This window comes from Pseudovibrio sp. Alg231-02 (assembly GCF_900143565.1).
In the GTDB taxonomy this organism is placed as follows: Bacteria; Pseudomonadota; Alphaproteobacteria; order Rhizobiales; family Stappiaceae; genus Pseudovibrio.
In genome coordinates this window covers 221,949-245,349 of sequence record NZ_FREX01000006.1, presented here as the reverse complement: position 1 = coordinate 245,349, position 23,401 = coordinate 221,949, and the positions used below count along the sequence as shown (strand labels likewise).

General features: G+C 49.3%; 24 protein-coding genes. 3 read left to right on the top strand and 21 right to left on the bottom strand.

The window, feature by feature from the left end:
* The first annotated feature begins 85 nt into the window (after positions 1-85).
* Together dapD and DHN43_RS17220 are read left to right on the top strand one after the other, a co-directional pair.
* Positions 86-937 (top strand): 2,3,4,5-tetrahydropyridine-2,6-dicarboxylate N-succinyltransferase, encoded by an 852-nt coding sequence (dapD, locus tag DHN43_RS17225; protein ID WP_057462871.1) that lies wholly within the window; start codon positions 86-88, stop codon positions 935-937.
* A gap of 200 nt (positions 938-1,137) precedes the next feature.
* Complete coding sequence (locus tag DHN43_RS17220) at positions 1,138-1,596, top strand: DUF4265 domain-containing protein (RefSeq protein ID WP_057462872.1); 459 nt, start codon at positions 1,138-1,140, stop codon at positions 1,594-1,596.
* 642 nt (positions 1,597-2,238) lie between these two features.
* On the opposite strand, the gene DHN43_RS17215 is transcribed toward DHN43_RS17220, so the two are convergent.
* The 10 genes from DHN43_RS17215 to DHN43_RS17170 all read right to left on the bottom strand — a co-directional run bounded on the left by DHN43_RS17215 (position 2,239) and on the right by DHN43_RS17170 (position 11,200).
* Positions 2,239-2,856, bottom strand: coding sequence for an HAD family hydrolase (locus DHN43_RS17215; protein WP_108819425.1), 618 nt, complete (start codon positions 2,854-2,856; stop codon positions 2,239-2,241).
* A gap of 106 nt (positions 2,857-2,962) precedes the next feature.
* Positions 2,963-3,433: a dienelactone hydrolase family protein gene (locus DHN43_RS17210; protein WP_063286791.1), complete on the bottom strand. Its 471-nt coding sequence runs from the start codon at positions 3,431-3,433 to the stop codon at positions 2,963-2,965.
* A gap of 205 nt (positions 3,434-3,638) precedes the next feature.
* Entirely contained in the window at positions 3,639-4,820 is a 1,182-nt protein-coding gene (locus DHN43_RS17205) for an acetate/propionate family kinase (protein ID WP_057464150.1), read from the bottom strand.
* A gap of 25 nt (positions 4,821-4,845) precedes the next feature.
* Positions 4,846-6,267 carry a bifunctional enoyl-CoA hydratase/phosphate acetyltransferase gene (locus DHN43_RS17200; RefSeq protein WP_057464246.1) on the bottom strand — a complete coding sequence of 474 codons (1,422 nt, stop codon included), beginning with the start codon at positions 6,265-6,267 and terminating at the stop codon, positions 4,846-4,848.
* 273 nt (positions 6,268-6,540) lie between these two features.
* Entirely contained in the window at positions 6,541-7,161 is a 621-nt protein-coding gene (locus DHN43_RS17195) for a TadE/TadG family type IV pilus assembly protein (RefSeq protein WP_108819424.1), read from the bottom strand.
* Positions 7,162-7,182: 21 nt separating this feature from the next.
* Positions 7,183-7,761 (bottom strand): TadE/TadG family type IV pilus assembly protein, encoded by a 579-nt coding sequence (locus tag DHN43_RS17190; protein WP_108819423.1) that lies wholly within the window; start codon positions 7,759-7,761, stop codon positions 7,183-7,185.
* Positions 7,762-7,774: 13 nt separating this feature from the next.
* On the bottom strand, positions 7,775-8,284 hold the full coding sequence (locus DHN43_RS17185) for a pilus assembly protein N-terminal domain-containing protein (protein WP_208995466.1): 510 nt from the start codon (positions 8,282-8,284) through the stop codon (positions 7,775-7,777).
* A gap of 140 nt (positions 8,285-8,424) precedes the next feature.
* Positions 8,425-9,294: a C40 family peptidase gene (locus tag DHN43_RS17180; RefSeq protein ID WP_108819421.1), complete on the bottom strand. Its 870-nt coding sequence runs from the start codon at positions 9,292-9,294 to the stop codon at positions 8,425-8,427.
* A gap of 61 nt (positions 9,295-9,355) precedes the next feature.
* Positions 9,356-9,706, bottom strand: coding sequence for a MarR family transcriptional regulator (locus tag DHN43_RS17175; RefSeq protein WP_063286786.1), 351 nt, complete (start codon positions 9,704-9,706; stop codon positions 9,356-9,358).
* A gap of 111 nt (positions 9,707-9,817) precedes the next feature.
* A complete protein-coding gene (locus DHN43_RS17170) occupies positions 9,818-11,200 on the bottom strand; it encodes a leucyl aminopeptidase family protein (RefSeq protein WP_063305624.1) in 1,383 nt (460 codons plus the stop codon).
* 212 nt (positions 11,201-11,412) lie between these two features.
* Here DHN43_RS17170 and DHN43_RS17165 point away from each other — a divergent pair, with 212 nt between their 5' ends.
* Positions 11,413-12,195 carry a tetratricopeptide repeat protein gene (locus tag DHN43_RS17165; protein WP_108819420.1) on the top strand — a complete coding sequence of 261 codons (783 nt, stop codon included), beginning with the start codon at positions 11,413-11,415 and terminating at the stop codon, positions 12,193-12,195.
* Between the two features lie 4 nt (positions 12,196-12,199).
* Here DHN43_RS17165 and DHN43_RS17160 read toward each other — a convergent pair whose 3' ends face one another.
* From DHN43_RS17160 to DHN43_RS17110, 11 genes are all read right to left on the bottom strand, one after another.
* Positions 12,200-13,174, bottom strand: a complete 975-nt coding sequence (locus DHN43_RS17160) for a type II secretion system F family protein (RefSeq protein ID WP_108819419.1) — start codon at positions 13,172-13,174, stop codon at positions 12,200-12,202.
* 9 nt (positions 13,175-13,183) lie between these two features.
* On the bottom strand, positions 13,184-14,203 hold the full coding sequence (locus DHN43_RS17155) for a type II secretion system F family protein (RefSeq protein ID WP_108819418.1): 1,020 nt from the start codon (positions 14,201-14,203) through the stop codon (positions 13,184-13,186).
* Complete coding sequence (locus DHN43_RS17150) at positions 14,196-15,677, bottom strand: CpaF family protein (RefSeq protein ID WP_108819417.1); 1,482 nt, start codon at positions 15,675-15,677, stop codon at positions 14,196-14,198. The genes DHN43_RS17155 and DHN43_RS17150 overlap by 8 nt, the downstream gene beginning before the upstream one ends.
* A gap of 41 nt (positions 15,678-15,718) precedes the next feature.
* Complete coding sequence (locus DHN43_RS17145; protein ID WP_208995465.1) at positions 15,719-16,999, bottom strand: AAA family ATPase; 1,281 nt, start codon at positions 16,997-16,999, stop codon at positions 15,719-15,721.
* A gap of 11 nt (positions 17,000-17,010) precedes the next feature.
* On the bottom strand, positions 17,011-17,745 hold the full coding sequence (locus DHN43_RS17140; RefSeq protein WP_108819416.1) for a CpaD family pilus assembly protein: 735 nt from the start codon (positions 17,743-17,745) through the stop codon (positions 17,011-17,013).
* 11 nt (positions 17,746-17,756) lie between these two features.
* Complete coding sequence (locus DHN43_RS17135) at positions 17,757-19,139, bottom strand: type II and III secretion system protein family protein (RefSeq protein WP_108819415.1); 1,383 nt, start codon at positions 19,137-19,139, stop codon at positions 17,757-17,759.
* A gap of 79 nt (positions 19,140-19,218) precedes the next feature.
* Positions 19,219-19,998: a Flp pilus assembly protein CpaB gene (gene cpaB, locus DHN43_RS17130; protein WP_063305567.1), complete on the bottom strand. Its 780-nt coding sequence runs from the start codon at positions 19,996-19,998 to the stop codon at positions 19,219-19,221.
* Between the two features lie 231 nt (positions 19,999-20,229).
* Positions 20,230-20,742 carry an A24 family peptidase gene (locus tag DHN43_RS17125; protein WP_108819414.1) on the bottom strand — a complete coding sequence of 171 codons (513 nt, stop codon included), beginning with the start codon at positions 20,740-20,742 and terminating at the stop codon, positions 20,230-20,232.
* Between the two features lie 108 nt (positions 20,743-20,850).
* Positions 20,851-21,066 (bottom strand): hypothetical protein, encoded by a 216-nt coding sequence (locus tag DHN43_RS17120; protein WP_108819413.1) that lies wholly within the window; start codon positions 21,064-21,066, stop codon positions 20,851-20,853.
* Between the two features lie 132 nt (positions 21,067-21,198).
* The gene (locus DHN43_RS17115; RefSeq protein WP_208995464.1) at positions 21,199-22,143 is read right to left on the bottom strand and encodes a 2-hydroxyacid dehydrogenase; all 945 of its coding nucleotides are present in this window, start codon (positions 22,141-22,143) and stop codon (positions 21,199-21,201) included.
* Positions 22,144-22,232: 89 nt separating this feature from the next.
* On the bottom strand, positions 22,233-23,231 hold the full coding sequence (locus DHN43_RS17110) for a carbon-nitrogen hydrolase family protein (protein WP_108819411.1): 999 nt from the start codon (positions 23,229-23,231) through the stop codon (positions 22,233-22,235).
* Between the last annotated feature and the right edge of the window lie 170 nt (positions 23,232-23,401).

Below are 23,401 nucleotides of genomic sequence, written 5' to 3'. Positions count from 1 at the left end.
CTGAGAGTATTGACTTCTGGTTGGGGCTTGCGTACCCCTCGGTAGCTCTAATTCGAAACCCATTAATTATGAGAGTCTGCCGCCAATGAGCCAGATTGATCTTGCGGCCCTTGAGGCCACCATCAACGCTGCATTTGATGACCGTGACAACATCAGCACTGACACCACAGGTGACGTGCGTGATGCAGTAAACACCGCACTGAACCTTATGGATCACGGCAAGCTGCGCGTTGCGGAAAAATCCTCTGGCGACTGGGTTGTTAATCAGTGGGCCAAGAAAGCTGTTCTGCTTTCTTTCCGCCTGAACCCAATGCAGATCATCAAAGGCGGTCCAGACGAGGCTCCTTGGTGGGATAAAGTTCCTTCCAAGTTTGATGGCTGGGGCGCGATCGACTTTGAAGAAGCTGGCTTCCGCGCTGTTCCAGGTTCCATTGTTCGTCGCAGTGCATTCATCGGCAAGTCCGCTGTTTTGATGCCTTCCTTCGTAAACCTTGGTGCATTCGTTGACGAAGGCACAATGGTTGACACCTGGGTGACTGTTGGTTCATGTGCTCAGATTGGTAAAAACGTTCACCTTTCCGGCGGCGTTGGCATTGGTGGTGTTCTTGAACCACTTCAGGCTGGTCCGGTTATCATTGAAGACAACTGCTTCATCGGTGCTCGTTCTGAAGTTGTTGAAGGCGTTGTTGTTCGTGAAGGTGCCGTGCTTTCCATGGGCGTGTTCATCTCCGCAACGACCAAAATCGTCGACCGCACGACCGGTGAAATCTTCTACGGTGAAGTTCCTGCGTACTCCGTTGTTGTTCCGGGCTCCATGCCAGGCAAACCGCTTCCAGACGGCACTCCAGGTCCGAACCTGGGCTGTGCGGTTATCGTGAAGCGCGTTGATGCACAGACCCGTGCAAAGACCTCTGTGAACGATCTTCTGCGCGACTAAGTTTTAGATCAGATCTGATCAATTAAAGCCGGGGCGATTGCTTCGGCTTTTTTCTTGACTAACCGGAGCGGGTTCCACGTGTTTAAACGTGCCTCTTAACCTAAAAACCGGCTCTGTTAGGCTATGAACACATTACCTCAAGATGCTTGTTGCTTCGCTGGAACGCATGAGTATATTGCGCTTAGAATTTGTGAGGCCCCATGAATAAGAACAGCAATCTGCACAAACTTGTCTTCCAGCTGGATCCACATGACTGGCACGGCATTGAGAGTGAAACTGTGTGGGTACGCTCGCTCGGTGGCAATCGCTATAAGCTTGAAAACACACCCTTCTTTGCTTGCGGCGTTGCCAATGGTGACGAGTTGCTTGCCAACCGGCAAAAAGGGCAGCTTGTTTTTGACAGGGTCGATAAGGCATCGGGCCATTCCACCTACCGGATCATGGTGGAAGAGACGACACAGCCAGAAGAATTCTCCAAGCAATGGTCCAAGCTGGAAAAGCTTGGCTGTACATGCGAGGACATTGACGCTGATCCACCGCTGTTCAGCGTAGATATTCCCGCAAATGTCGACATCCACGTCGCCTACTCCATTCTTGAAGAAGGCGAAGGCCTTGGCATCTGGGCTTTTGAAGAAGGTCACTGCGGGCATAAGGTCTAGCGTTTCAACCCGCTCAGACTGACAAGCACGAATATCACCGCTGGATCATCCCGGCGGTGTTTGTGTTTGAGGATCCCGTTAAACGGGTGGAGCAAGGCGAACAGGCTTTGCCTGCGCTACTTGTTAGATATGTTTCTTCGGCATCAGCTGTTCGCCTCGCCCGGGCCTTTTATCATGAACACGCGGGCTCCCTCTCGGACAGACGTGAATGACACGTCCCCGTGTCAATGACACGTTCCCATGTCACTGACAGGTTTCCCTGTCATCGACAATTTCTTGTCACCACCGGACGCCCTCCGGAACGACCCCAAACTCCCTATACCACTGTGGCCTCAAAAGGGTATGGCGCTTCACCGGACCTCCCGACACGATACGTTACCTCATGCCGGCAGCCCAACCCCACCCACGCCGCGGAATGGACGGTCCACTCCTGCCCGATTGCGTGGGCACGGGATTCAGTATGTCTGCGTTTTGAGCAAGGGGGATAAGTTTTGTAGGCGAAAGTCAGATGCTCTTTATCTCAGTCCGCCGCCGTCATCCCGCATATGATGCGGGATCTGGCGCAACATTCGCTAATGTCTAAGCAAGGTGCTCTGGATCCCGGGTCTCCGCTACGCTTCGCCCGGGAAGACACCATTGATCTTAAAGTGGCAGGCCGAGTTGCTTCAAGTCTGAGCGGAGTTTGTCTGCCTCAGAAAAATGCAGTGCCTTCATGCCGATGCCCTGGGCGGCTTCAACATTCTTCAGTGTGTCATCAATGAAGACGAGGTTAGATGCCTCAAGCTGGTTTCTTTCCAGCAGCACGTTGTAGATGGCAGCATCCGGCTTCAGGAGCTTCTCATCGCCAGAGATCACGGTATCGATGAAGCTGTCCGCAAGGAATGGGAACAGGCGTTTGGCATCCTCGAACTTCTCAGTAGAGAAGTTGGTGATGGCGTACAGAGAGATGCCCTTATCCTTGAGTTCTTTAAGGAGCGCAACATTGGCCTCGATCGCACCGGCCAGCATTTCTTCCCAGCGTTCGTAATAGGCTTTGATCCACTCTTCGTACTGAGGAAATTTGGCAAGCCGTTCGGCGATGGCATCTCCCCAAGGGCGCCCTCTGTCTTGCTCCAGATTCCAGTCGTAGGGGCATACTTCATCAAGGAAGAACTGGCGCTCTGATGCGTCCGGGATCAGGTCCTTATACAGGTTCTCCGGATCCCAAGAGATCAAGACATTGCCAATATCAAACACGACAGCAGTGACCGGTGAGGACATAAGCCCCTCCTTCAGATGTAAAGATTGAGTTGGCCCAGTAGTATTGCCTCAGCATACGGGATGCAATGCGTGGGATTACAAAATGACACCAGGAGGGTGCACTGACTTATGCATAGGTGAGCATTGGCAGCGCGGGCGTCATATCACTTTTTGAGATGTAACTGGCAACTTGCTCACCAATACCAAGACCAGAAATGGAGACGTCCACTGGCTCTACTTCTTCAACATTTTCCAGCACCTGCAAACCTGAATGGACATTTGCCATAAGCTCTTGCTGATGGTCCGTTTCCAGGATCGCTTCAACCAGTGGCTGGGCTTCTTCTTTTGACTGTGGGGCCTTGCCGCCAAACAGATCAGGAAGGAACACTGCATAGCCTTGTTCTGCGATTTTCGCAGCTTGCAGGATCGCTTCTTCGGTTAATCCTGCCCAGTCATGAAACAGCACAAGTGCAGGCAATTTCTTATCTGTCCGAGGTACAATGATGTAGGCTAAATTTCTTTGATGGTATTCCACCAGACGCAGCTCAGCAGCCTGCAAAGAGGCTGGTAGCGCTAATGTAGTTGCAGCGATGATCATAGGAATGCCAGTGTTTATTGAAGCTATATATAATAGAGATGCACGCCTCAATATATAACTTATTTTGATAATTCAACCTATGCAAATATGTTTGTGCAACTATCCCGTCTGCTCTTGTACGTATAGGCAAACAAAAAAGAAGCCGCACTTCTCCTTTAAGAAAAGTGCGACTTAAACGCTGTGATCAACACCACTTTTAGGTCGATTACGACTCGCAAATCGCTCGGGTCTGACGAGCAATCATGGCTTCTTCGTTGGTTGGGATCGCCATGACCTTAACCTTGGAAGATGCTTTGGAAATTGTGATTGCTTCCTTCGCGCGCGCCTTGTTGGCTTCTTCGTCGATTTCTACACCGAGGAACTCAAGGCCCTTACAAACACCAGCGCGGGTTTGAGAGGAATTCTCGCCGATGCCACCAGTGAAGACGATTGCGTCCAGACCACCCATGACAGCAACCAGAGCACCCAGCTCGCGCTTGATGCGGTTGTCGTAATAGTCGAGTGCGCGTTTTGCATCAGGGCTATCTGAATTTTCCAGATCACGCATATCCTGCGAGATGCCGGAAAGACCCTTCATGCCGGATTCCTTGTTCAGCAGGTTCGCGACTTCTTTCACGGACATGCCTTTTTCTTCCATCAAATAGAAGATGACACCCGGATCAATCAGACCGGAACGTGTGCCCATTGCCAAACCATCAACCGGAGTAAAGCCCATGGTGGTGGTTACAGATTTGCCATTTTCGATCGCGCACATGGATGCGCCGTTGCCGAGGTGAGCGACGACAACTTTGCCATCTGCCACTTCTGGCGCCACGTTGTGCAGCTCTTCCGCGATAAAGTGGAAGGACTGGCCGTGCATACCATAGCGACGAATGCCTTCGTCGTAGTATTTGGTCGGGATCGCGTAGGCTTCGTTCTTGAATTCCTGCGTGCGATGGAACGCGGTGTCAAAACACGCAACGTTCGGCTTGCCCGGGAATGCCGCTTTGGAGCCAGCAATACCTGCAAGGTTGTGTGGGTTATGCAGAGGCGCAAGCGGGTTGAATGTTTCAAGTTCCGCCGCAACTTCTTCAGTAACCAGCACAGGTGCAGAGTATTTGGAAGAGCCGTGAACCACACGGTGACCAATAGCGTCAACTTCAAGGTTCGGATCGAACTCTTTCAGCAGAGCAAGAATAACCTGCAGAGCCGTGTTGTGGTTCTGTGCTTCTTCTTCTGAGAGCGCACGATCCATGATCGTTGCGCCTTCAGCGGATTTGCCTTTAACCCAAGCGGATGCTCCCAAACCGTCGATCTGGCCGGAAAGCACACTTTCTTCGCCTTTGAACAACTGGAATTTGATGGAGGAAGACCCAGCATTCAGTACAAGGATTGTTTCGATTGTCATTATTGTTTTCTCAGCTATCCCGAAATTACTCTGCGGCTTCTGCCAGATCCTGTTCACCAACATACGCAGCGCCGTTGCGCAGGTAGTAGTCGTACATGGATGCCAAAGCACAAGAAACGAGACGCGCACGATCGTTGTCAGCGCGGCTGGTGAGGATGATTGGCACGCGTGCACCGGTTACGAGGCCAGCTGTTTCTGCATGAGCAAGGAAGGTCAGCTCTTTCACGACCATGTTGCCAGCTTCGAGATTTGGCACGATCAGCACTTCTGCACGACCTGCAACAACGGATTCGATGCCTTTGGTACGAGCAGCTTCAAGATCAATCGCGTTATCCATCGCCAGAGGACCGTCAACGATACCGCCTTTGATCTGACCACGCTCAGCCATCTTGGACAGCACAGCTGCATCGATGGTGGATGGGATCGCCGGGTTTACGGTTTCAAGAGCGGACAGGATGCCGACTTTTGGAGGCTCAATACCGATAGCACGAGCAACGTCGATTGCGTTCTGAGTGATATCAACTTTTGACATCAGGTCTGGTGCAATGTTGATTGCAGCATCAGAGACGATGAGCGGGGTTTCGCGACCCGGAACATCCATTACGAACGCATGTGACAGGCGACGCTTGGTGCGCAGACCACCTTCGCGCTTCACAACGTGGCGCAGCAGGTCATCTGTGTGAAGGTGACCCTTCATAACGGACCGCACGCGGCCTTCATGAACCAGCGCAACAGCTTTAGCAGCCGCAGAACCTTCATCAGGTGTGTCGATCAACTCGTAACCGGAGATGTCTGCACCGATTTTTTCAGCAGCAGCCTGAATGCGTTTTTCAGGACCACACAGGATCGGGATGATCAGACCAGCCTGAGCGGCCATGACTGCACCACCGAGGGAGTTTGCATCGTCTGGACACACAACAGAAGTCGGGATCGCTGGCAGCTGAGCAGCAGTTGCAACGAGACGATCAAAGTGCTGGTGGCGCTTCATCAGCAGGCCTGGCAGCTCTTCTGCATCGTAAGAAATTGATTTTGTTGGTGCTTCTACCCGAGCTTCACCTTCAGCAACCAGAGTGCCATCGTCAACCTTCACACTTGTTGCAAGGCGGATGATGTTATCTGGCAGTTTTTCCAGAACGGTTACAGTGACGTCGAGAACCTGATCCACTTTCACCTTGTTATGGAAAGAAAGTGTCTGATCGCGGTACACACAGCCAGGACCTGGGAGGTAGTTGCCGACGACGGCTGAGATCAGAGTAGCGCCCCACATGAACGGTGCGGACGGGCCATCTTTCTTCTCAATGCCTTCCCACTGCGCGTTTGGCAGATGCAGTGGATTGATGTTGCCAGACGCGTGCGCAAAAACGTAAAGATCGTTTGCTGTACAGATGCGGGAGCGAGTGACGGAATCTCCGACCTGGATTTGGTCATAGGTCCGATTGGTAGCCATTGATAGCCTCTTTTCATTTTCCACATACCGCACCAGCCCGAGCTCAAGAGTGTTGCGATAGGGCTCTTGAGGGGAGGTCTCAGCCATACTATCGCAGCTCTGTGACTGTTCAGCGATATGTGCGTTAAATTCTTCGCCAAGCTTGGGGCGCTTATTCAACATTTGAGCTAACAAATCTATCGGTAAAGATCACAAAACAGCAGTTTTTGGCGATCTGCGAAGTTATGACACATCAATATTTAGATTACAGCACTAAATCTTACGTAGTTGTTATTATGACGGCGGCCAGTTTGCGCAATGGTCATCATACTCTACACAGGAGACCCTTCTAGGGAGAAGTATGAAGCTATCGCTTAAAGAAATTGACACAAACTTCTCGCTGTCATCTGCACTTGGTTTAGACACCAGTTTATACAAATTGTTCAATGCTGCCCCTAATAGGAACTTGTATTCAAACTGCGATGTTGAGACGACGTAATATCGCCCATTAATCAGCATCTTGTTTGAAAATGAAATACCATCAGGCTCGCTACCTTGAGGCCAAGGCGGTTCGCTTTTGCTATTCTCCCAACTCCAAACAACTTGAGGTCGATTATTCCTAATTAGGATCATTCCAATTTTGATTTCGATATCGACATCCTCAAACGGGGCCATCTGATGATCGATAGCCCTGTTGATGTCAGCCATCCCATCTGTGACATCATCTGAGCGCGCGATAAGATCCGCAATTGCAGCCCCAGCTTTACTAACACGTCGATCATAAGAAACAGCCGTTGTTAGCTCGACCATACCGAGAAAGAGAAATGCTAACATCGGTAATAAAATTGCAAACTCAATTGACGCCACACCATCTTTATTGGAATAGAGCCATTTGATGTTTTTGCGATAATTCATGAACTTGGCCGACCCTATTTATTAGAAAGGTTCGTTTCTAAAAATTTCTGTTGCAACAAGAATTCGGCTTCCATCTTCTGCCTGACCAAAAATTCCAACCATTCTTGAGCTTATCATTGGCCACGAGCAGACAACTTGAACGATAACAACGTCGCTGGCTTGCCCTGGATCCCACTTCTGTTCCATGACAACTGCGCCATCCTTTACCAATGGTTTGTAATCACGTATGTCACCAAAGTCGTCAAACGCTTCCACATCAATGAAGATTTTGTCTTCAACCGCTTTCAGCAAGCCAGTCCCATTTTCCAAAATAACATTCTTAAACTTAGTTTTATTGTAGTCGCCATTCTCTTGAGCAAAGTGAACTTGACCTGTTCTGATCTGCCTCGCAGCTTCAGCAACAGCATTATCTAATAAGACCTCAACCAGCATCGAGAGGCCGAGTTCCATAATTGCTAATAGGATCCCAAATAGAACCGGAGCGATAAGCGCAAATTCAATCGCCGTCACACCACGAAAATCTGAAAAGAAACTCAGCAGTGACTTTTGGGTAGTGCGCCGATATTCTTTAGCTGTCTCTTTGTGTGACAAGAATTGCATGAGAGCCTACCTGCTATTGACCGTTACCTGCCACGGTTCCGTCTTGCGCCAATTCATTGCGAACACTGATGGTGGCGGCGACATCCTCAATCTTTTTCTTATTGTCACCCAGACGCAGGACTTCGTGGCAGTCGGGGTTGCAGGAGTAGGTGAAGCGGTTGCTATTGCGTTGGATGGCGACGTAGCCGGCCATTTCTGCTGTCACGGTGATCAGCTCTTCGACAACGGGCTCAGAGGCATCGTTCAGGACAACCAGATTGGTTGTGCCATAGGATTTGCCCGTGATTACGATTGTCACGCGGTCGTGCACTGTCACATCTGCAATGCTTGGATTTCCAAGAATGATGGTTTCGGCTGGCTCCTCGAGACGGAAGACTTTTGCCTGATCGGCGACCACCTCAACATCCGCAGAGGCGGGTGTGATTGACGTAGCAGAGATGCCTGCGATCATCGCAGTAGAGATTGCGACAGAGGCAATTTTTGACGAACGGTCAGAGACCTGTTTTTGCAGCTTCCAAAACACGGCAAACCCCACCGAATAACTGTTAAATTTTACTAGTTATTTGTGCGATTATTTTAGTGAACGAAAACCTAATTTGCGCGAATTGACGGGTCAGATATGCCGATAATGTGCTTTATGGTTAAGCGCGGGTAAACACCGGTTCAACTTAGTCTCTTCACAGAGGTGAGCTGGCCAAATTCGTTCTCGCCAATGCGTTTAAGAGCTGCCTGAAGCCCTTCATAAGCGACCGTCATTGTGTGACCGTTGGCATGCAGCAAGGTCTCAGAATCAGACATAACGCCCACATGCCCCTTCCAGAACATCAAGTCGCCGCGCTGCAAAGTTGGCAGGCCGCTGGAGAGGTCGAGTTGCTCACCCAGCATGGCTTCCTGCATATCCGCGTCACGTGGGGCATTTACACCGCCCGTCTGGAGCGCAAGTTGGATCAAGCCGGAGCAATCCAGCCCCAGAGTAGAGCGTCCCCCCCAAAGATATGGCGTTCCGACCATCGCTTCTGCTGCTTTCACCCAGTCGGCCGCTTTATCAGTCTGCTCTACCAAGTGTTTTTTGACCATAAACGAGCCATCGGCAAGCTGTGCAAACTCCAGCCCGCGCGTGGTCTCATATCCCACAACGCTTACCAGTGCTCCCATGGAGACCTGCCCCAGAGCTGGGCGTTTCATTTCGGCTTCCGGGTAGCGATAGGTGCGCAGGGCAATCACTCTGTGAGTTGTTTGCTCAACAGGCCCCAGCACGTTTGTCGGCAACCAGCCGACATATCCGTCTGTTTGCAACTGTCCCCAAGACCAGCCTTCTTGTGTTGTCTCGAATACACGAAAGGTTTCGCCAAAATTCAGTTCAGTATCGATTCCGCATGCAACATCTGGCCGAGCACGTAGCTCAATCTTATCTGCTTTGACAGAGTAGTCAGTCCCTTCCACAAAACGCTCAGATTGCACCTGACCGCGATAGTCAGTGGAAGCCAGGTCTGGCCTTACCGGATGTAAACGGCGGTCAAGTTGAGCAGTCATATGAGGCCCCTCCAATCAAAATGGCATAGCGGAGTGATAATGTCTTGGTTCCGCCTTTCGATCAACGCGAAAGGTCCTGAGCTTTTTCTGAGACCAGATCACCAAGCTGTTCCAGATACAGCGCCCCAGCAACTGTGCGTGTGACAACGACATTGCGGCGGTCATTTTCATCACGCTTTCTGGAAAGCAGCTTGTTTGTTCCAAGTGTATCCAATGCGCGCGTAATTGCAGGCTTGGTTACCCCTAGTTTTTGCGCAAGTCCGCGCACGGTATGTGGTGGAGGCTCAAGATATACAGTTAAAAGAATAGACATTTGGCGAGCAGTCAAATCCTGATCTGCTGCGCGCACCAATTCCAACACTACATCATGCCATAGCTTAAGCGCCTGCGACGGGCGGATCTCTACGGGCATATTTTATCGTCCTAATCCCTATTGCAGGCTAAAACCTAGCCTGCAAATCATTTCGGGACCCTTACCAGATTGAGGTATTAAGTAATTTTGACAGCGCAATCTGCACTTTGCTTAGGCAAATCGGGTCTTCAACATGTCAAAAAGTGCCCGAATTGCCTGGGCTTCTCCGCCATGGGTTCTGAAATCTTTCTCAATTGGGGTCCAACCGTAGATATCAAGATGTACCCAGCTTCCCGCGTTTTCAACGAATCTTTGAAGGAACAAAGCTGCAGTGATTGAGCCTGCAAAGCCTGCTCCGCTTGTGTTGATGTTTGCCAGATCAGCTGTTTTGGAGGTGATGTATTTCTTATATGGCTTCCAGAGTGGCAGGCGCCACAAAGGATCATTCACGGCTTCACTGTGAACAGCGATGGTTTCGGCCAAGTCTTCATCGTCAGTATAGTACGGCGGCAAATCAGGCCCCAGCGCGACACGGGCTGCACCTGTCAGTGTTGCCATATCAACAATCAGCTCCGGGCTCTCTTCATCAGCCAGTGCAAGTGCATCTGCCAGAACCAAGCGTCCTTCAGCATCTGTATTTCCGATCTCTACAGAAAGACCTTTACGGCTTGTGAAAATGTCAGAAGGGCGGAAGGAGCGGCCCGAGATCGCATTTTCAACGGCAGGAATAATCACGCGCAAGCGCATTGGCAGCTCGGCTTTCATGATCATTGCTGCCAAGCCAAGAACATTTGCCGCGCCGCCCATATCCTTCTTCATAAGGATCATGCCTGCTGCTGGCTTTACGTCCAAACCGCCACTGTCGAAGATCACCCCTTTGCCGACCAAGGTGATTTTCGGATCAGTCTCTTTGCCCCAAGTCGCATCAATCAGGCGCGGTGCCCTGTCACTGCCGTTGCCGACGGCATGCACAAGCGGGAACTCGTTCTCCAGAACATCGCCCATGATGACCTTTGAAGATCCGCCATGATCTTCAAATAGCTGGCAAGCTGCTGCGGCAAGTTCTTCCGGACCCATATCATTCGCGGGCGTATTGATGAGATCTTTTGCCAGGTGCGCACCAGCGATAATTGGTGCTAGCTCTTCCAAAATGCCCGGCTCGCTGATGACGAGCTGAGACTTTGATGCAGGGACTTTCTTATAAGCATCAAAACGGTAGGCTGCGAGTGAGAACCCGAGAGCGATACCAGCTGGATCTTCAAAGCCTTTTGCAAGTTCAAACGCACCAGCTGGGAGCTTTTTATTAAGAGCAGCGCCTGTTTCCAAAGCATCTCTCTGGCTTTCACCATATCCAAACAGCACGGTTGCAATATTGCCTGCTTCATTTGGAACTGCCAGAGTCTCCCCAAAAGCAGCTGTAAACTCCTGCGCTTTCGCCCAAGATTTCACCATGGAACCCGCGGCATCAAGATACGCTTCTAACTCACTGGCAGAGAGCGCTACGACCGGGATTGGATTTACTGTTTTATCGGCAGAAATTAACGGTCCGTGCACCGGGAGCTCCATTGATGAGATGTTTGAAATTTGTGTTCTGTCCTATACGGGCAGCGTTGTGGCAACCTAACGGCGTTACTGGTTCTGCGCAAGACATTCAGCTTGCTGCTCCCCCGCCCAACAGTGGGTGCACCTGCACTAAATTAACCAGAAATTAGGGATAATATTAGATTTTCAAACAATATTTGAATTGCTTCGTTGTTGAGGGTTCTATGGCCGTATTTGACCGCACACACACAACTAAGATGTCTTCTGGCATTTTAAGAAGTGCAACAGCTGTCTCGCTGTTGCTGGTTTGTGGGCTTGCACTTTCCGGCTGCGCAACCAACAAACCACGCGCTCAGGCATCTATCTCACAGAACCAGCAGCTTAAACCTGGCTCACAAGAGATGCAAAAAGCCCTCGCCTATTGGGGCGGTGCTTATGCCAAAGATCAGAAAAATCCACGGACGATCCTGAACTTTGCAGCAGCTTTGAGAATTGATGGCCAGGGCCAACAAGCAGAAGCAATTTTACGACGTGGTGTCATCGCTAATGCTGATAACAACACGATTGCGGCAAGCTATGGCAAAGTGCTAGCTGAAAACGGCAAGTTGCAGGAAGCGCTCAATGTCATTGACAATGCGTTCGACCCAGCACAGCCAAACTGGAAGATGCTTTCTGCAAAGGCGGCTATTCTGGATCAACTCGGTGAGACAAAACAAGCACGCTCAACCTACCAGCAAGCGCTGAAGCTTTCACCAAATGAGCCAACTGTTTTGAATAACCTGGGAATGTCCTACCTGCTGGGAGGCGATCTGCGCAACGCAGAGACGACTTTACGAACAGCACTGGATACCGGCAAAGCTGGCAGTCAGGTTCGCCAAAACCTTGCTCTGACCCTTGGACTGCAAGGCCGGTTTGACGAAGCCGTTCGCGTCGCCCAATCCGATATAGACCCACGCCAAGCCGCCGAGAATGTGGCATACTTGAAGACCATGCTGGGCAAGGCGTGATGGGTTAGAAAGTTTGCATGACCTGAATTGCAGCCGGTGCGATAATTACAATAAACAACACTGGCATGAAAAACATCATCATTGGTACCGTTAAACGCGGTGGAAGCGCAGCAGCCTTTCGTTCAGCTTCTTGCATTCTCGCCTGTCGGTTTTCATCTGAAAGCACTCTCAATGCAAATCCGATAGGAGTTCCATACTTTTCTGCCTGCATCAGAGCAACAACAACGTCCTTAACACCATCAAGGCCGGTTCGCTCTGCAAGGTTCAGATAGGCACTCCTGCGTTCATCTAAAAATGATAATTCAGCAGTCGCCAATACCAGTTCTTCTGCAAGAGCTGCTGACTGAGTACCAACTTCTTCAGCAACTTTTTTAAATGCTGCCTCGATTGACATTCCAGATTCAATGCAGATCAGCATTAGGTCCATTGCGTCTGGCCAAGCCAATCTTATAGATTCTTGCCTTTTTGCTATTTGGTTCTGCACAAAAACGCCTGGACCAACAAAACCAATAGCTGCGACCAATAATGATATCAAAAGGACCCCAGCGATTGAAGTCTCAATCTTGAGAACGACTTCCAGATAGAAAAATGTAAACGCAAAAAATCCAATCGGTAAAATAATTTGCAGAAACAAATAAGTATATAAAGGTGAGGCCCCCCTATATCCCGCCATTTTCAGTTTTCTAATCAAGCTTTCACTAGCCAAAAGATTTTTTAAGTTATATTTATCAACAAACTCACGCACACTCTCTTTCGGACTACTCCGGAGAGAAACACGCTCATTCTCTTTCTGATTTGCGAGTCTACTTCTTTCGCGTGCACGGATTTGCTCACGCTCAAGAGCGACTGACTTCATTCTACTTTTCAACTCGTCACGATCGAACAGCGGCATAAGTAATGCGTAGATAGTACCCGATACTGCTAAAAGAGTAAGGATAACGACAAAAACATTACTGTTTCCAAGATCAGCTAAAAACATACCAAGGACCTATATTTTGAAGTCAATCATCTTGCGCATCACCAGTATACCTAACGACATCCAAAACAAACCAATACCAACTAGAATTAGGCCAATTTCGGTTTCAATGAGCAAACCAATATAGTCTGGCGCTACCGCTGAAAGCATTAGTGTCACAAGAAATGGAAGTGAGCCGATAATTGCAGCAGAAGTTTTCGCTTCCTGACTAACGGCTTTAATCTTACCCTTCATTTCTTTGCGTTGACGAAGTGTTTTTGATAAGTTACCGAGTGCTTCAGAAAGACTACCGCCAGCTTGAGCTTGAATTGTAATGACGATTGCAAGAAAGTTTGTTTCCTGAAGTGGTACTCTTTTGGGAATATAGTGTATTGCTTCCGCCAACGGCATGCCCATATGCATTTTGTCGAGCACGTGAGCAAACTCAGCTCCGACTGGATCTTTGGATTCTGTTGCAGCAATTTGCATGCAGTCTCCAAGCGGCATTCCTGATTTAATACCGCGCACAATGATATCTACTGCGTTTGGAAACTCATCAAGAAATTTACTGAAACGTTTCTTTCGCTTTCTAGAAACATAAAGTCGCGGTAAACCGAAGATGCCAACAAAAAGTAGCGCAAACGAAATCCAGATCGGTTGACCAAGCAATACGCTGATAAGAAAGATAGAAAGACCACAACCAACTGAAATTACGTAAAACTTAGGTTTTGACCAAGTTAGACCAGCTTGCCCAATCCAATCTGCAAAAATTGGTTTATCAGCACTTTTTTTCTTTGCTGCCTGAGCCGCCTCCATCGTCTTAAGTTGATCTTGTACTGATTTCCGCCTCGCAGTTGTATCTACTCTTTTGGCACTTCTCCCAGCCACAGAATTACTACTATTAACAAGGCCTTCTTTTCGCTTTCCTAATTTATCTTTAGAAAACAACGGCATCAATAGTGTGAAAGTGACACCAATGACACTCACCATAATCAAGGCTGTAATCAGATAATCAGCGAGCGGAGAGGCTAAGAAGTTATCCAAGTCAGCCATGTAATCCTCCAGAAACATCTGAAGCATCCAGCGCGCGGGCTAGCCGCTCTTCCTCGTTGAAGTATCTTGCTCTTTCCCAGAAGAGCGGACGTCCTATGCCGGTAGAGCGATGCTGGCCTATGATTTTGCCATTCGCGTCTTCTCCTGTGATGTCATAGGTGAAGAGATCTTGTGTCGTGATGACATCACCCTCCATTCCTACAACCTCAGTGATATGGGTGATACGACGGGAGCCATCTCTCAAACGTGCAGCCTGAACAATTACATCAATAGAGCCAACAATGATCTCGCGTACTGTTTTAGATGGAAGAGAGAACCCCCCAAGAGCAATCATGGATTCAATACGCTTCAAGCACTCACGTGGGGAGTTGGAGTGAATCGTACCCATTGAGCCATCGTGACCGGTGTTCATTGCCTGAAGCAAGTCAAAGACCTCTGGGCCACGCACCTCACCGACAATGATCCGCTCAGGGCGCATACGCAGACAGTTTTTTACAAGATCACGCATTGTGATCTCACCCTCACCTTCCAGATTTGGAGGTCTGGTTTCCAATCTGACGACATGTGGCTGCTGAAGTTGGAGTTCGGCACTGTCTTCACAAGTGATAATGCGCTCCGTGCTATCGATATAGCGCGTTAAGCAGTTCAAAAGCGTGGTTTTGCCTGAGCCCGTACCACCCGAAATAACCGTGTTACATTGGACCCGGCCAATGATTTCCAAGATCTCAGCGCCTTCAGGCGAAATCGAACCAAAATTCACCAGCTGGTCGAGTGTAAGCTTGTCTTTCTTAAACTTACGAATTGTCAGCGCTGGTCCGTCCAATGACAGCGGTGGGGCAATCACGTTTACGCGAGAGCCATCAGGAAGGCGTGCATCACATATCGGGCTGGCTTCATCTACACGACGACCAACCTGAGACACAATCCGCTGGCAAATGTTCATCAGCTGACGATTATCGCGAAACTGGATGTTTGTTTGCTCCACCATGCCAGCAGTTTCGATGTAGATGGTGTTCGCCCCATTCACCATGATATCGGCAATGTCATCACGGGCTAATAGCGGCTCAAGTGGTCCGTAGCCCAACACATCGTTACAAATATCTTCAAGCAAATCTTCTTGCTCAGAAATCGACATGACGAGGTTTTTGAGGGCAATGATGTCGTTGACGACATCCCGGATCTCGTCACGTGCATCTTCTTGATCCAACCGGCTCAATTGCGAAAGATCGATTGCCTCCACCAATGCATTGAAAATCGATGCCTTGGTTGCGTAGTACTCCTGAGTTCGTTGTGTTTCAGGAGCAGTTTCTTTGGGCTTTTCCTGCTGAACTTCGGCGCCAGACGACTTAGGTTTTGCAGTGCTTGGTGTGTCCTGGACAGCAGGCTTTGTTGCCTGTTTCTGTATCGCAGGATTTACTGGAGCAGACTTTGGATTTTTGTTTCCAAATTCACCGTTGCCACGTCTACCAAACATATTCTTCCGCCTTTGAAATCAGCACAAAATCAACCAGAGGACTATTTGCGGACTTTTTTAATAAGAGATGCGATGAGTGACTTGCTTTTTGTATACGTCTCAGCCTTGCCTGTGACCTTGGCCGCAATCTCTTCAAACAAACCCGCAACAGCGTGTTTGCTATCAAACTCTGCAATCATCTGACCGTTGTTAGATGCAGTCCCAAACAATGCAGGCTCAAACGGCATTACCGCTAAAGAAACCACATCTAAAGCGCTACTAAACTCATCAGGCTTAATTTCAGGTCGTTTCGGAATGCCAACCTTGTTCAAAACCAAGTATGGTTTTGTGTCATTTGGTCGGAGTTGACCAATGCTATCTACTAGATTCTTTGCATTTCGAAGATTTGCTAAATCAGGCTCAGCTACAATCAAGACTTCGTCTACATGTGCAAGGATATGCCGTACCCAGCTGTTCCACGTGTGCGGCAAGTCAAGAACGACAGTCGGCGTTCCTTTCTGCATGACCTCAATAACTTGATCAAACTTCTCAGTATCAAAATCGTAGGTTTGATCAAGCGTAGCTGGTGCTGCTAACAATCTGAGACGGTCATTACACTTTGCAAGAAGGCGATCCAGTAGCGTGTCATCAAGCCGCTCAGGAGATGCAATTGCTTCTAATATACCTTGTAATGGGTCTTGATTAAAATCTAAACCTGCTGTTCCAAATGGCAAATCCAAATCAGCAATAGCAACATCGTTATCGAGTGTTTTCGCAATTGACCAAGACAGGTTATGAGCAACTGACGATGCACCACATCCACCTTTAGCACCGATCACAGCCACAGTTCGACCGAAGGGTTCCGCGTCAGTATTTGCATAAAATTGACCAATGGTATTTATCAATTGAGGGATATCAACTGGTCCGACAATGTACTCACCGACTCCCCTGCTAATGAGCGTTCTGTACAAGTTGACATCATTTATGCGCCCAATCACAAGAACATTAGTCCCAGCATCGCAGTACTCAGCCAGTCGATCTAACTCAGCGATCATCTCTTTTGGATTAGACAACGATTCGACGATCAAGAAGTTAGGTGTAGCGGCACTTTCAAATGTTTCTACAGCTGCGGGAATACCACCTTGTCGCACCATCGTATGCGTCTTCGACATCCGGCGATCTAAGCTCGCATTCTGGATCGTCTCTGATGTTCTCGAATCCACGCAAAATGCCTGAACAGAAATTCGCGGAATATTTACAAACTGAAAGTCAGAAGTTGAAAGCTGACTCGTCGTTTCTTGCCGTGATGAGGCATCTGAATCGAACTGCGCTAAATCGCTCATAGTTTATCCCACTAGTTCTGCGCCACGGATGATACGTTTGTGCCAACACCAGCTCCATACTGACCTGCAGTCAGGTCTCCAGATCGGTTGTTTGCCAAAATCTCATTGGTTCTCGAGGGATCATTCGGTCCCAAGGGGCGTGGTCGCAACAGATCTGTCGGATTATCGACCATCGCAGCGAGGTTTGCCTGAGTAGCACACCCGAAGTTGTGATAGTCTGTGTTTTGATGATTGCTTATCATCGCATCAGGCCAATTACCGCAATCACGCACAATCCCTTTCACACGCATAAATGAAAGACGGACTGGTGCTGATGCACCCATGTCAGACACAGCGTAGCTCCTCATAACAATATGATCTGCGGCTACTCCGCCTTTTTTCAATGCGGTGCGAATCTGAGGAGAAATAGCTTTTGCTGCTGCTTCATTCCCAGAACCTGACGGAACTAAAACCTCAACAAATCCATTCCCATCGATGTCTGCTTGTTTACCAAAAGCAGCAACTGCCGTTTTCATGGACCCGTTCAAATTGCGCATCTCCCCAGCTACGGGAATATCAAAATTTTCAGGCGCCTCTGTAATGACAATCGGATGTCTTTTCCGATAGTCAAAGTCTGCAATCGACTGATGTTCAACATATGATGGTTGTGACTGACATGCTCCAAGCATAGCAACAGCACCGAGCACTACTGAAGCTTCTCTCAATTTGCGTACACATTTCAAAGTGGGTGACAGTAGGGTATTCATTTCACTTGTCCTCACTCGTAAATGTAGCCAATTTTGCCGTGATAATTCCCTTTCACAGGAGCGTCTGTTCCCCTGTAAATCCGGCTTAATTGGTTTAGAAAGATTGTAGATTGATCACTTGGTGCTGCAAAATTATCATCAGGTCGCGCAACTTGAGATCGCGCGATTGGTCTCACAACATAAGGCGTCACAAAAATTACAAGTTCAGTTTGGCGATTGATATAATCGCGGCTCTTAAACATGGTACCGAGAATTGGGATATTCTTTAAGCCAGGTATCCCGTCAATCTCCTGCCCATAATTCTGCTTCAGGAGACCTGCCATAACCAAGGTTCCTCCAGAAGGGAGCTCGAGTGTAGACTCCGCTCGGCGAACTTTAAGTGCAGAAACGGCAATAGCACCTGCGATACTTACAGCGCCCTCAGAACTTAACTCACTGACTTCGGTTTTTACACGCAGCTTGATGCGTCCTTCTGAAAGAACGACAGGAGTGAAATCCAACCCAACACCAAAAGGTTTAAATTCAAGACTTACTTTATTGTCTTCGTAAGCAACCGGGATCGGGAACTCACCACCGGCGAGGAAGCTAGCGTTTTCGCCAGAGACCGCTACAAGTGTTGGCTCCGCCAGTGTTCTCATTACCCCTTCACGCTCGAGCGCTTTGATCGTGGGATTAAGCGTACCGCCATCGAACCCTAACTTACCTGCCAGGGATCCTGCATTTACGACAGAAGGGTTGATGTTATAAGCAGGCGACGTATTGAAATTGACATCAAGAGCACCAATTTTGAGTGAGCCTTGGAGGTTAACGCCAAGCTGCTTAATCGTCGTCCGGTCAACTTCAGCGACTGTTACTTTAAGCTGGACCTGATCTTTCTCGGCAACCGCAATTGTATTGACAATTTTTTTACTATCGTTGCCCACAAACTGCAGCGCGATATCGTAGGCTTGTTGTGCTTCAAGGGCGGAGATTGCTGTTCCTGAAAGGACGACACTCTGATTGACGACGTCAGCATTGATCGCGGAGTTCGGCAGCAGTCGTTGGATGAGGTCGACCAATCCGGATGGATCAGGCTGTACATTTAGGTTAAACGATGCCAGTTGGCGGCCACCATTGCCAAACAAAACCAGCGAGGCTTGACCGATTGTATTACCAAAGACGAAAACGCGGGTTCTGGTGCGGACAACAGCATCTGCAATATCTGGATTTGAGACAAGGACGTCGCGAACTTCCTCGTTTGTGTTGAGGACGATAGATCTTCCTTTACCAACATTCAGTTGGCGGACATGGTCGCGATGCTGGGAAGTGACTTCCACCGTGGCTTCATAATTGTTCTGAGCGAATGCGATCTGCGGTCCGACAAGCGCTAGAGCAAAGATCAGAAGGAACTGCATGAGAGTTCCGCTGAGGCGGCATTTTTGCGGTAAACTTCTCGCCAGACTAATTTGTCGATGAAAAACCATAGTTTACCTACTAATTTCCGTTAACAGACTGGGAGGCAATCCCGTACTTTACGAACTTCACACCACCTTTGACGCGCGGCGGTTGCTTCAAACCGTCTCTGGAATCTGCAGCGCTGCGCAATGAGAGCGAGAGAGTTCCCATCTGGGTTGCGCGAGCGATAGCCTCAGCTTCGTGGGGCAAGAGTTCCAGTGTAGCTGTTTGGTCTGGAGACATCGCCTTCTCACTGTTTTCAGAGGCCGTCGTGGTATCGATAGCGAGCACCTTGATATTCTCGAGGAGCGTTTCACTGATGAAGCCGTCTTCGCGTTTTTTGGCTTGCATGCTGATCAGCACGTCAACCTTGTCTCCTGGAAGGATGAAACCACCTGCGGTAGAGACTGCATCAACCGGAACAGCAACGGCGCGTTTTCCTTTTGGGAGGATCGCTGCCAGGAAGCCTTTGTCCGTATCAATGAGACGCTCTGCACGGATTGGTTCCCCGCTGAACATCGCTGCTTTGATAATCTGCCCCAGAAATTCTTCATCTGCATTTGGGCTTGAGCCGCGCAAGATTACGCCATCAGTTACAGATTCTTCTGGCCATTTAGCCCAAGCTAAATCGCCTTGGGTAAGAGATGTGCCGACTTTGAGATCCTGCGCTGCAACAAGAATATCCAGTGATGGAATTTCTTGTACTGGAGCAACAATGGTTGGCGACTGCTCCCGGGAACCGGAAGACAGGTTCAGCCAGGCGGCCAACCCACCGGCGCTTAAAGCGATAATTAAAACTAGTAATCTGGAGGCCTTCATGTGGCACCCACCCTCTAAGAGATTTAGCTAAGCAGCATTCGTTAACCCTAATTTGAGCAAAAATTGTCAAGACATAGTTAATATTCCGTAACATCACTACATTTGTATTGTTTACTTATGTGCATAGAGTCAAAATTAGGAACATGCATGAACAGCAATAGGTTAGCGCCAGTGAAAGCACACTAGTTCAAAACATTAATACTTTACTAAGATGATTTGCTCGCGAAATGCTCAGAAAGTTGGAATTTGAGCAAACCAGAAGGTCTTCGGGTACACCTGAATCCCCGCAATTGCGATTGCAATCCCGTATGGAACGCCTGCTTTTCTGTCATGCAATCTTAAGAGCCATTCCTGCCCCTGCATGAACTGCGGAAAGTACGGAACCCTACGCAAGGCCAGGATAACCAGCGTTAATGCTCCGCCATAAATGCTGGTCAGCAAAATAAAGTCCAGCATGTTCATCGAGAGACCGAGCCAAAGAGAGATTGTAGCGAGGAACTTCACATCACCGCCGCCCATAACACCGAGCGCGAACAGGCCGAAGCCGACAACCATCACACCGAAGCCGAGTGCGAAGCTCATGCCAACCTGTTCTAGGGGCAATTGCAATAAGAAGGCCAAACTGACAAAGGCAACGACTATAATCAGGTTAAGCTTGTTCGGGATCGTCATTGTGAAGAGATCAAAGAATGCAGCGATTGCAAGCAGCAATGGAAAAATGATCAATAGTCCATTTGCAATCATGTCGTGATCTCCCCCACAAATACCATGCTATGGTTTTGCAAGGGTAATTCCAAAGAAGGCCTTAACACTTGGTATTTTTGTCTCGCTAAAATTCATTTATTTACAAATTTAATTGTTTGGCCTCACCAGTTCCCACAATTGAAGATCACGCTCGGCTGCGTTTGGCTGTGATACAGCATTCTTAGCAATAAAAGAGGCACTGCTGAGCGTTGGTGCGGACACCATGGCAAGAATCGCCAGAGCGATGAGGCCAGAGATGAGGCTAAATTCAATAGTCGCGCTGCCCAGATCTCGCTGGAACAAACCTCGGATTATGGAGAGCATCAGGTCACAACTTAATTGTTATAGTTGTGTTTGATGCTACTCCTCGCAGCTGAACCTTAGATTGATCTCCGCACTCAACTTCTTCCGGTATTTGGCACTCTAAACTAAGGTTTCATCAAGAATCAGGTGAACTTAATACCCGACCTCCAAATCAACTAGGTTCTCGAGCGCTTCACCTCGCTCAAATCCCTTGATTTGCTGAGCAACATATTCGGAGAGAGCTTGCGGGTCGCTTTCAGCTGCGACATGCGGTGTGATGATGCAGTTTTTCTGCTGCCAGAGAGGACTTGTGTCAGCCAGAGGCTCAATCGCGAACACGTCAAGGCTGGCACCTTTGAGCTGGCTGGATGTCAAAGCTGTGTTGATCGCAGCTTCATCCTGAGTCGCACCACGTCCGGCGTTGATGTAGACAGGCCCTCCTAATGCGCCAGATTGAGACAACATGGCCAATCGCTCTGCATTGACCAGCTTGTGCGTGGCAGGTGTTGAGGGCAACAGATTGATCAGGATGTCAGTACGATTAAGGAACGCCTCAAGCTGGTCTTCACCGGCAAAGCTTTCAATGCCGTCTACATCTTTTGGCGAGCGAGACCACCCGGCAACGTTAAAGCCCAGCGCTTTGAGGGCTTTTGCAGAGTCCAACCCCAGCTCACCAAGCCCCAGAATACCAACGCGTACGTCCTTTGCTGCCCATTGCCTGTGTCCATGCCAAACACCTGCCTCCTGCTGAGCGGCATAAGTTAAATGTTGGCGATGGTGGAGAAGCGTTTGGAAGACCACCCACTCTGTCATGCGGCTGGTGAGGTCTGGGTCAACAATCCGGACCAACGGGAGGTTGGGGAGTTCCGGCAATGAGGTCAGATGATCGACACCTGCGCCCAATGAGAAGATCACTTTAAGGTTGGGCAGGGCAGAAAAGACGGCAGGGTCTGGTTTCCAGGCAAGGAGATATTCTGCTTTTTCGGGCTCAGCGACGCCGCCGTTCCAGCCCTCAATCTTTCGATTGGGAAGAAGTGCCTGCAAACGGTCGATCCACTCAGGTTCGTTGAAGCTTTTGAGAGATAAGACCAGGTTCATGAGGCACTCCATTGTTGAGCGTATTTTTGTTTGAGAACCAGCAGGCTCATCTCACAAATACGTTGTAATATATCAATCTGCGTTTTGTTTTATTCAGAGTCGACGAATTCAGCAAGCTGTTGGCGCTTACGATCGACGACGAGACGTGTGACATCCGGTCGGCTGTAATGACCGGTCGGGTCAAAGAGTTGGCGATCTGCCCGCACCAAGGCGTGATCCAGTTCTGCTGTGATCAGGAGTTCTTTGCCAACCTGTGGTGCGACCACCCATGATCCATCAGGCGCAGCGATACAGGACCCACCATCAGCGAGAAACTCACCACTGTTTTGGAGTATTTCTGCTAGCTCTGGCGTATCCTTTGGAAAGTCTGTAGCACGCATCAGCCCTGAGACTGACAGCACGTAGCTTCTGCTTTCTTTGGCAACAAAGCGTGTTGGATCCTCTGTGTTCCGCAGGCCACCCGGCCAGACGGCCACGTGCAGGTCTTCTCCTTGCGCATAGAGGGCGACGCGTGACAAGGGCATCCAGTTTTCAGCGCAGTTCAGGCCACCAACTGTAAAGCGGCCCAGCGGATGGACACGCAAGCCGTTGCCATCTCCCGGTGCCCATGCAAGACGTTCAGCATAGCTTGGCTGCAGTTTGCGATGGGCAGAGCCGATCTCTCCGTTTTGATCAATGTAGACCAGTGTGCAGTACAGACTATGCCCGCTTCTGTTTGCTGCCCTCTCCATAACGCCGAGATACACGGAAATGCTGTGTTTCTTTGCTGCTGCACAGACAGCATTCAGATGACCGTCCTCAATCACCACGGCTTGATCAAGGCATTTGGCGTACATGGCTTTTTGCTTTGGATCATTGAAGCGTGCACCGTCTGTGCGTTCAATCCAAAACGGATAGCCCGGCACCAGTGTCTCTCCAAATGCAACAAGCTGGCAGCCCTGCTTGCCAGCAAGCTCTACCGCATCAATCACTTTGTCCAAGGTCGCTTCACGCTTCAGCCAGACTGGAGCGATCTGCGCGAGGGCGACTTTGATTTTGTCAGATGCGGACGGGTCGTGAGATAAATGCGTTGCTTCCAAAATTTCCATAATTCAATACTCAGCTTGCAGATGCGAAGATCACACTCGGGTTTGGCGGGGCTGCAAACAACAGAGTCCATCATTCAGGCAATGAAGCACGTCAGCACCACCTGCTTTGAGATTCTGTTATTTCAGATCTTGATCTTACTATGAGGCAGGGGTGCCTGTAGCTGGTCGTA

Bases quoted from the DNA above. Each gene is read 5' to 3' on its own strand.
- dapD (WP_057462871.1), top strand. From the start codon at position 86: ATGAGCCAGATTGATCTTGCGGCCCTTGAGGCCACCATCAACGCTGCA.
- DHN43_RS17220 (WP_057462872.1), top strand. From the start codon at position 1,138: ATGAATAAGAACAGCAATCTGCACAAACTTGTCTTCCAGCTGGATCCA.
- DHN43_RS17215 (WP_108819425.1), bottom strand. From the start codon at position 2,856: ATGTCCTCACCGGTCACTGCTGTCGTGTTTGATATTGGCAATGTCTTG.
- DHN43_RS17210 (WP_063286791.1), bottom strand. From the start codon at position 3,433: ATGATCATCGCTGCAACTACATTAGCGCTACCAGCCTCTTTGCAGGCT.
- DHN43_RS17205 (WP_057464150.1), bottom strand. From the start codon at position 4,820: ATGACAATCGAAACAATCCTTGTACTGAATGCTGGGTCTTCCTCCATC.
- DHN43_RS17200 (WP_057464246.1), bottom strand. From the start codon at position 6,267: ATGGCTACCAATCGGACCTATGACCAAATCCAGGTCGGAGATTCCGTC.
- DHN43_RS17195 (WP_108819424.1), bottom strand. From the start codon at position 7,161: ATGAATTATCGCAAAAACATCAAATGGCTCTATTCCAATAAAGATGGT.
- DHN43_RS17190 (WP_108819423.1), bottom strand. From the start codon at position 7,761: ATGCAATTCTTGTCACACAAAGAGACAGCTAAAGAATATCGGCGCACT.
- DHN43_RS17180 (WP_108819421.1), bottom strand. From the start codon at position 9,294: ATGACTGCTCAACTTGACCGCCGTTTACATCCGGTAAGGCCAGACCTG.
- DHN43_RS17175 (WP_063286786.1), bottom strand. From the start codon at position 9,706: ATGCCCGTAGAGATCCGCCCGTCGCAGGCGCTTAAGCTATGGCATGAT.
- DHN43_RS17165 (WP_108819420.1), top strand. From the start codon at position 11,413: ATGGCCGTATTTGACCGCACACACACAACTAAGATGTCTTCTGGCATT.
- DHN43_RS17160 (WP_108819419.1), bottom strand. From the start codon at position 13,174: ATGTTTTTAGCTGATCTTGGAAACAGTAATGTTTTTGTCGTTATCCTT.
- DHN43_RS17155 (WP_108819418.1), bottom strand. From the start codon at position 14,203: ATGGCTGACTTGGATAACTTCTTAGCCTCTCCGCTCGCTGATTATCTG.
- DHN43_RS17150 (WP_108819417.1), bottom strand. From the start codon at position 15,677: ATGTTTGGTAGACGTGGCAACGGTGAATTTGGAAACAAAAATCCAAAG.
- DHN43_RS17145 (WP_208995465.1), bottom strand. From the start codon at position 16,999: ATGAGCGATTTAGCGCAGTTCGATTCAGATGCCTCATCACGGCAAGAA.
- DHN43_RS17140 (WP_108819416.1), bottom strand. From the start codon at position 17,745: ATGAATACCCTACTGTCACCCACTTTGAAATGTGTACGCAAATTGAGA.
- DHN43_RS17135 (WP_108819415.1), bottom strand. From the start codon at position 19,139: ATGCAGTTCCTTCTGATCTTTGCTCTAGCGCTTGTCGGACCGCAGATC.
- cpaB (WP_063305567.1), bottom strand. From the start codon at position 19,998: ATGAAGGCCTCCAGATTACTAGTTTTAATTATCGCTTTAAGCGCCGGT.
- DHN43_RS17125 (WP_108819414.1), bottom strand. From the start codon at position 20,742: ATGATTGCAAATGGACTATTGATCATTTTTCCATTGCTGCTTGCAATC.
- DHN43_RS17120 (WP_108819413.1), bottom strand. From the start codon at position 21,066: ATGCTCTCCATAATCCGAGGTTTGTTCCAGCGAGATCTGGGCAGCGCG.
- DHN43_RS17115 (WP_208995464.1), bottom strand. From the start codon at position 22,143: ATGAACCTGGTCTTATCTCTCAAAAGCTTCAACGAACCTGAGTGGATC.
- DHN43_RS17110 (WP_108819411.1), bottom strand. From the start codon at position 23,231: ATGGAAATTTTGGAAGCAACGCATTTATCTCACGACCCGTCCGCATCT.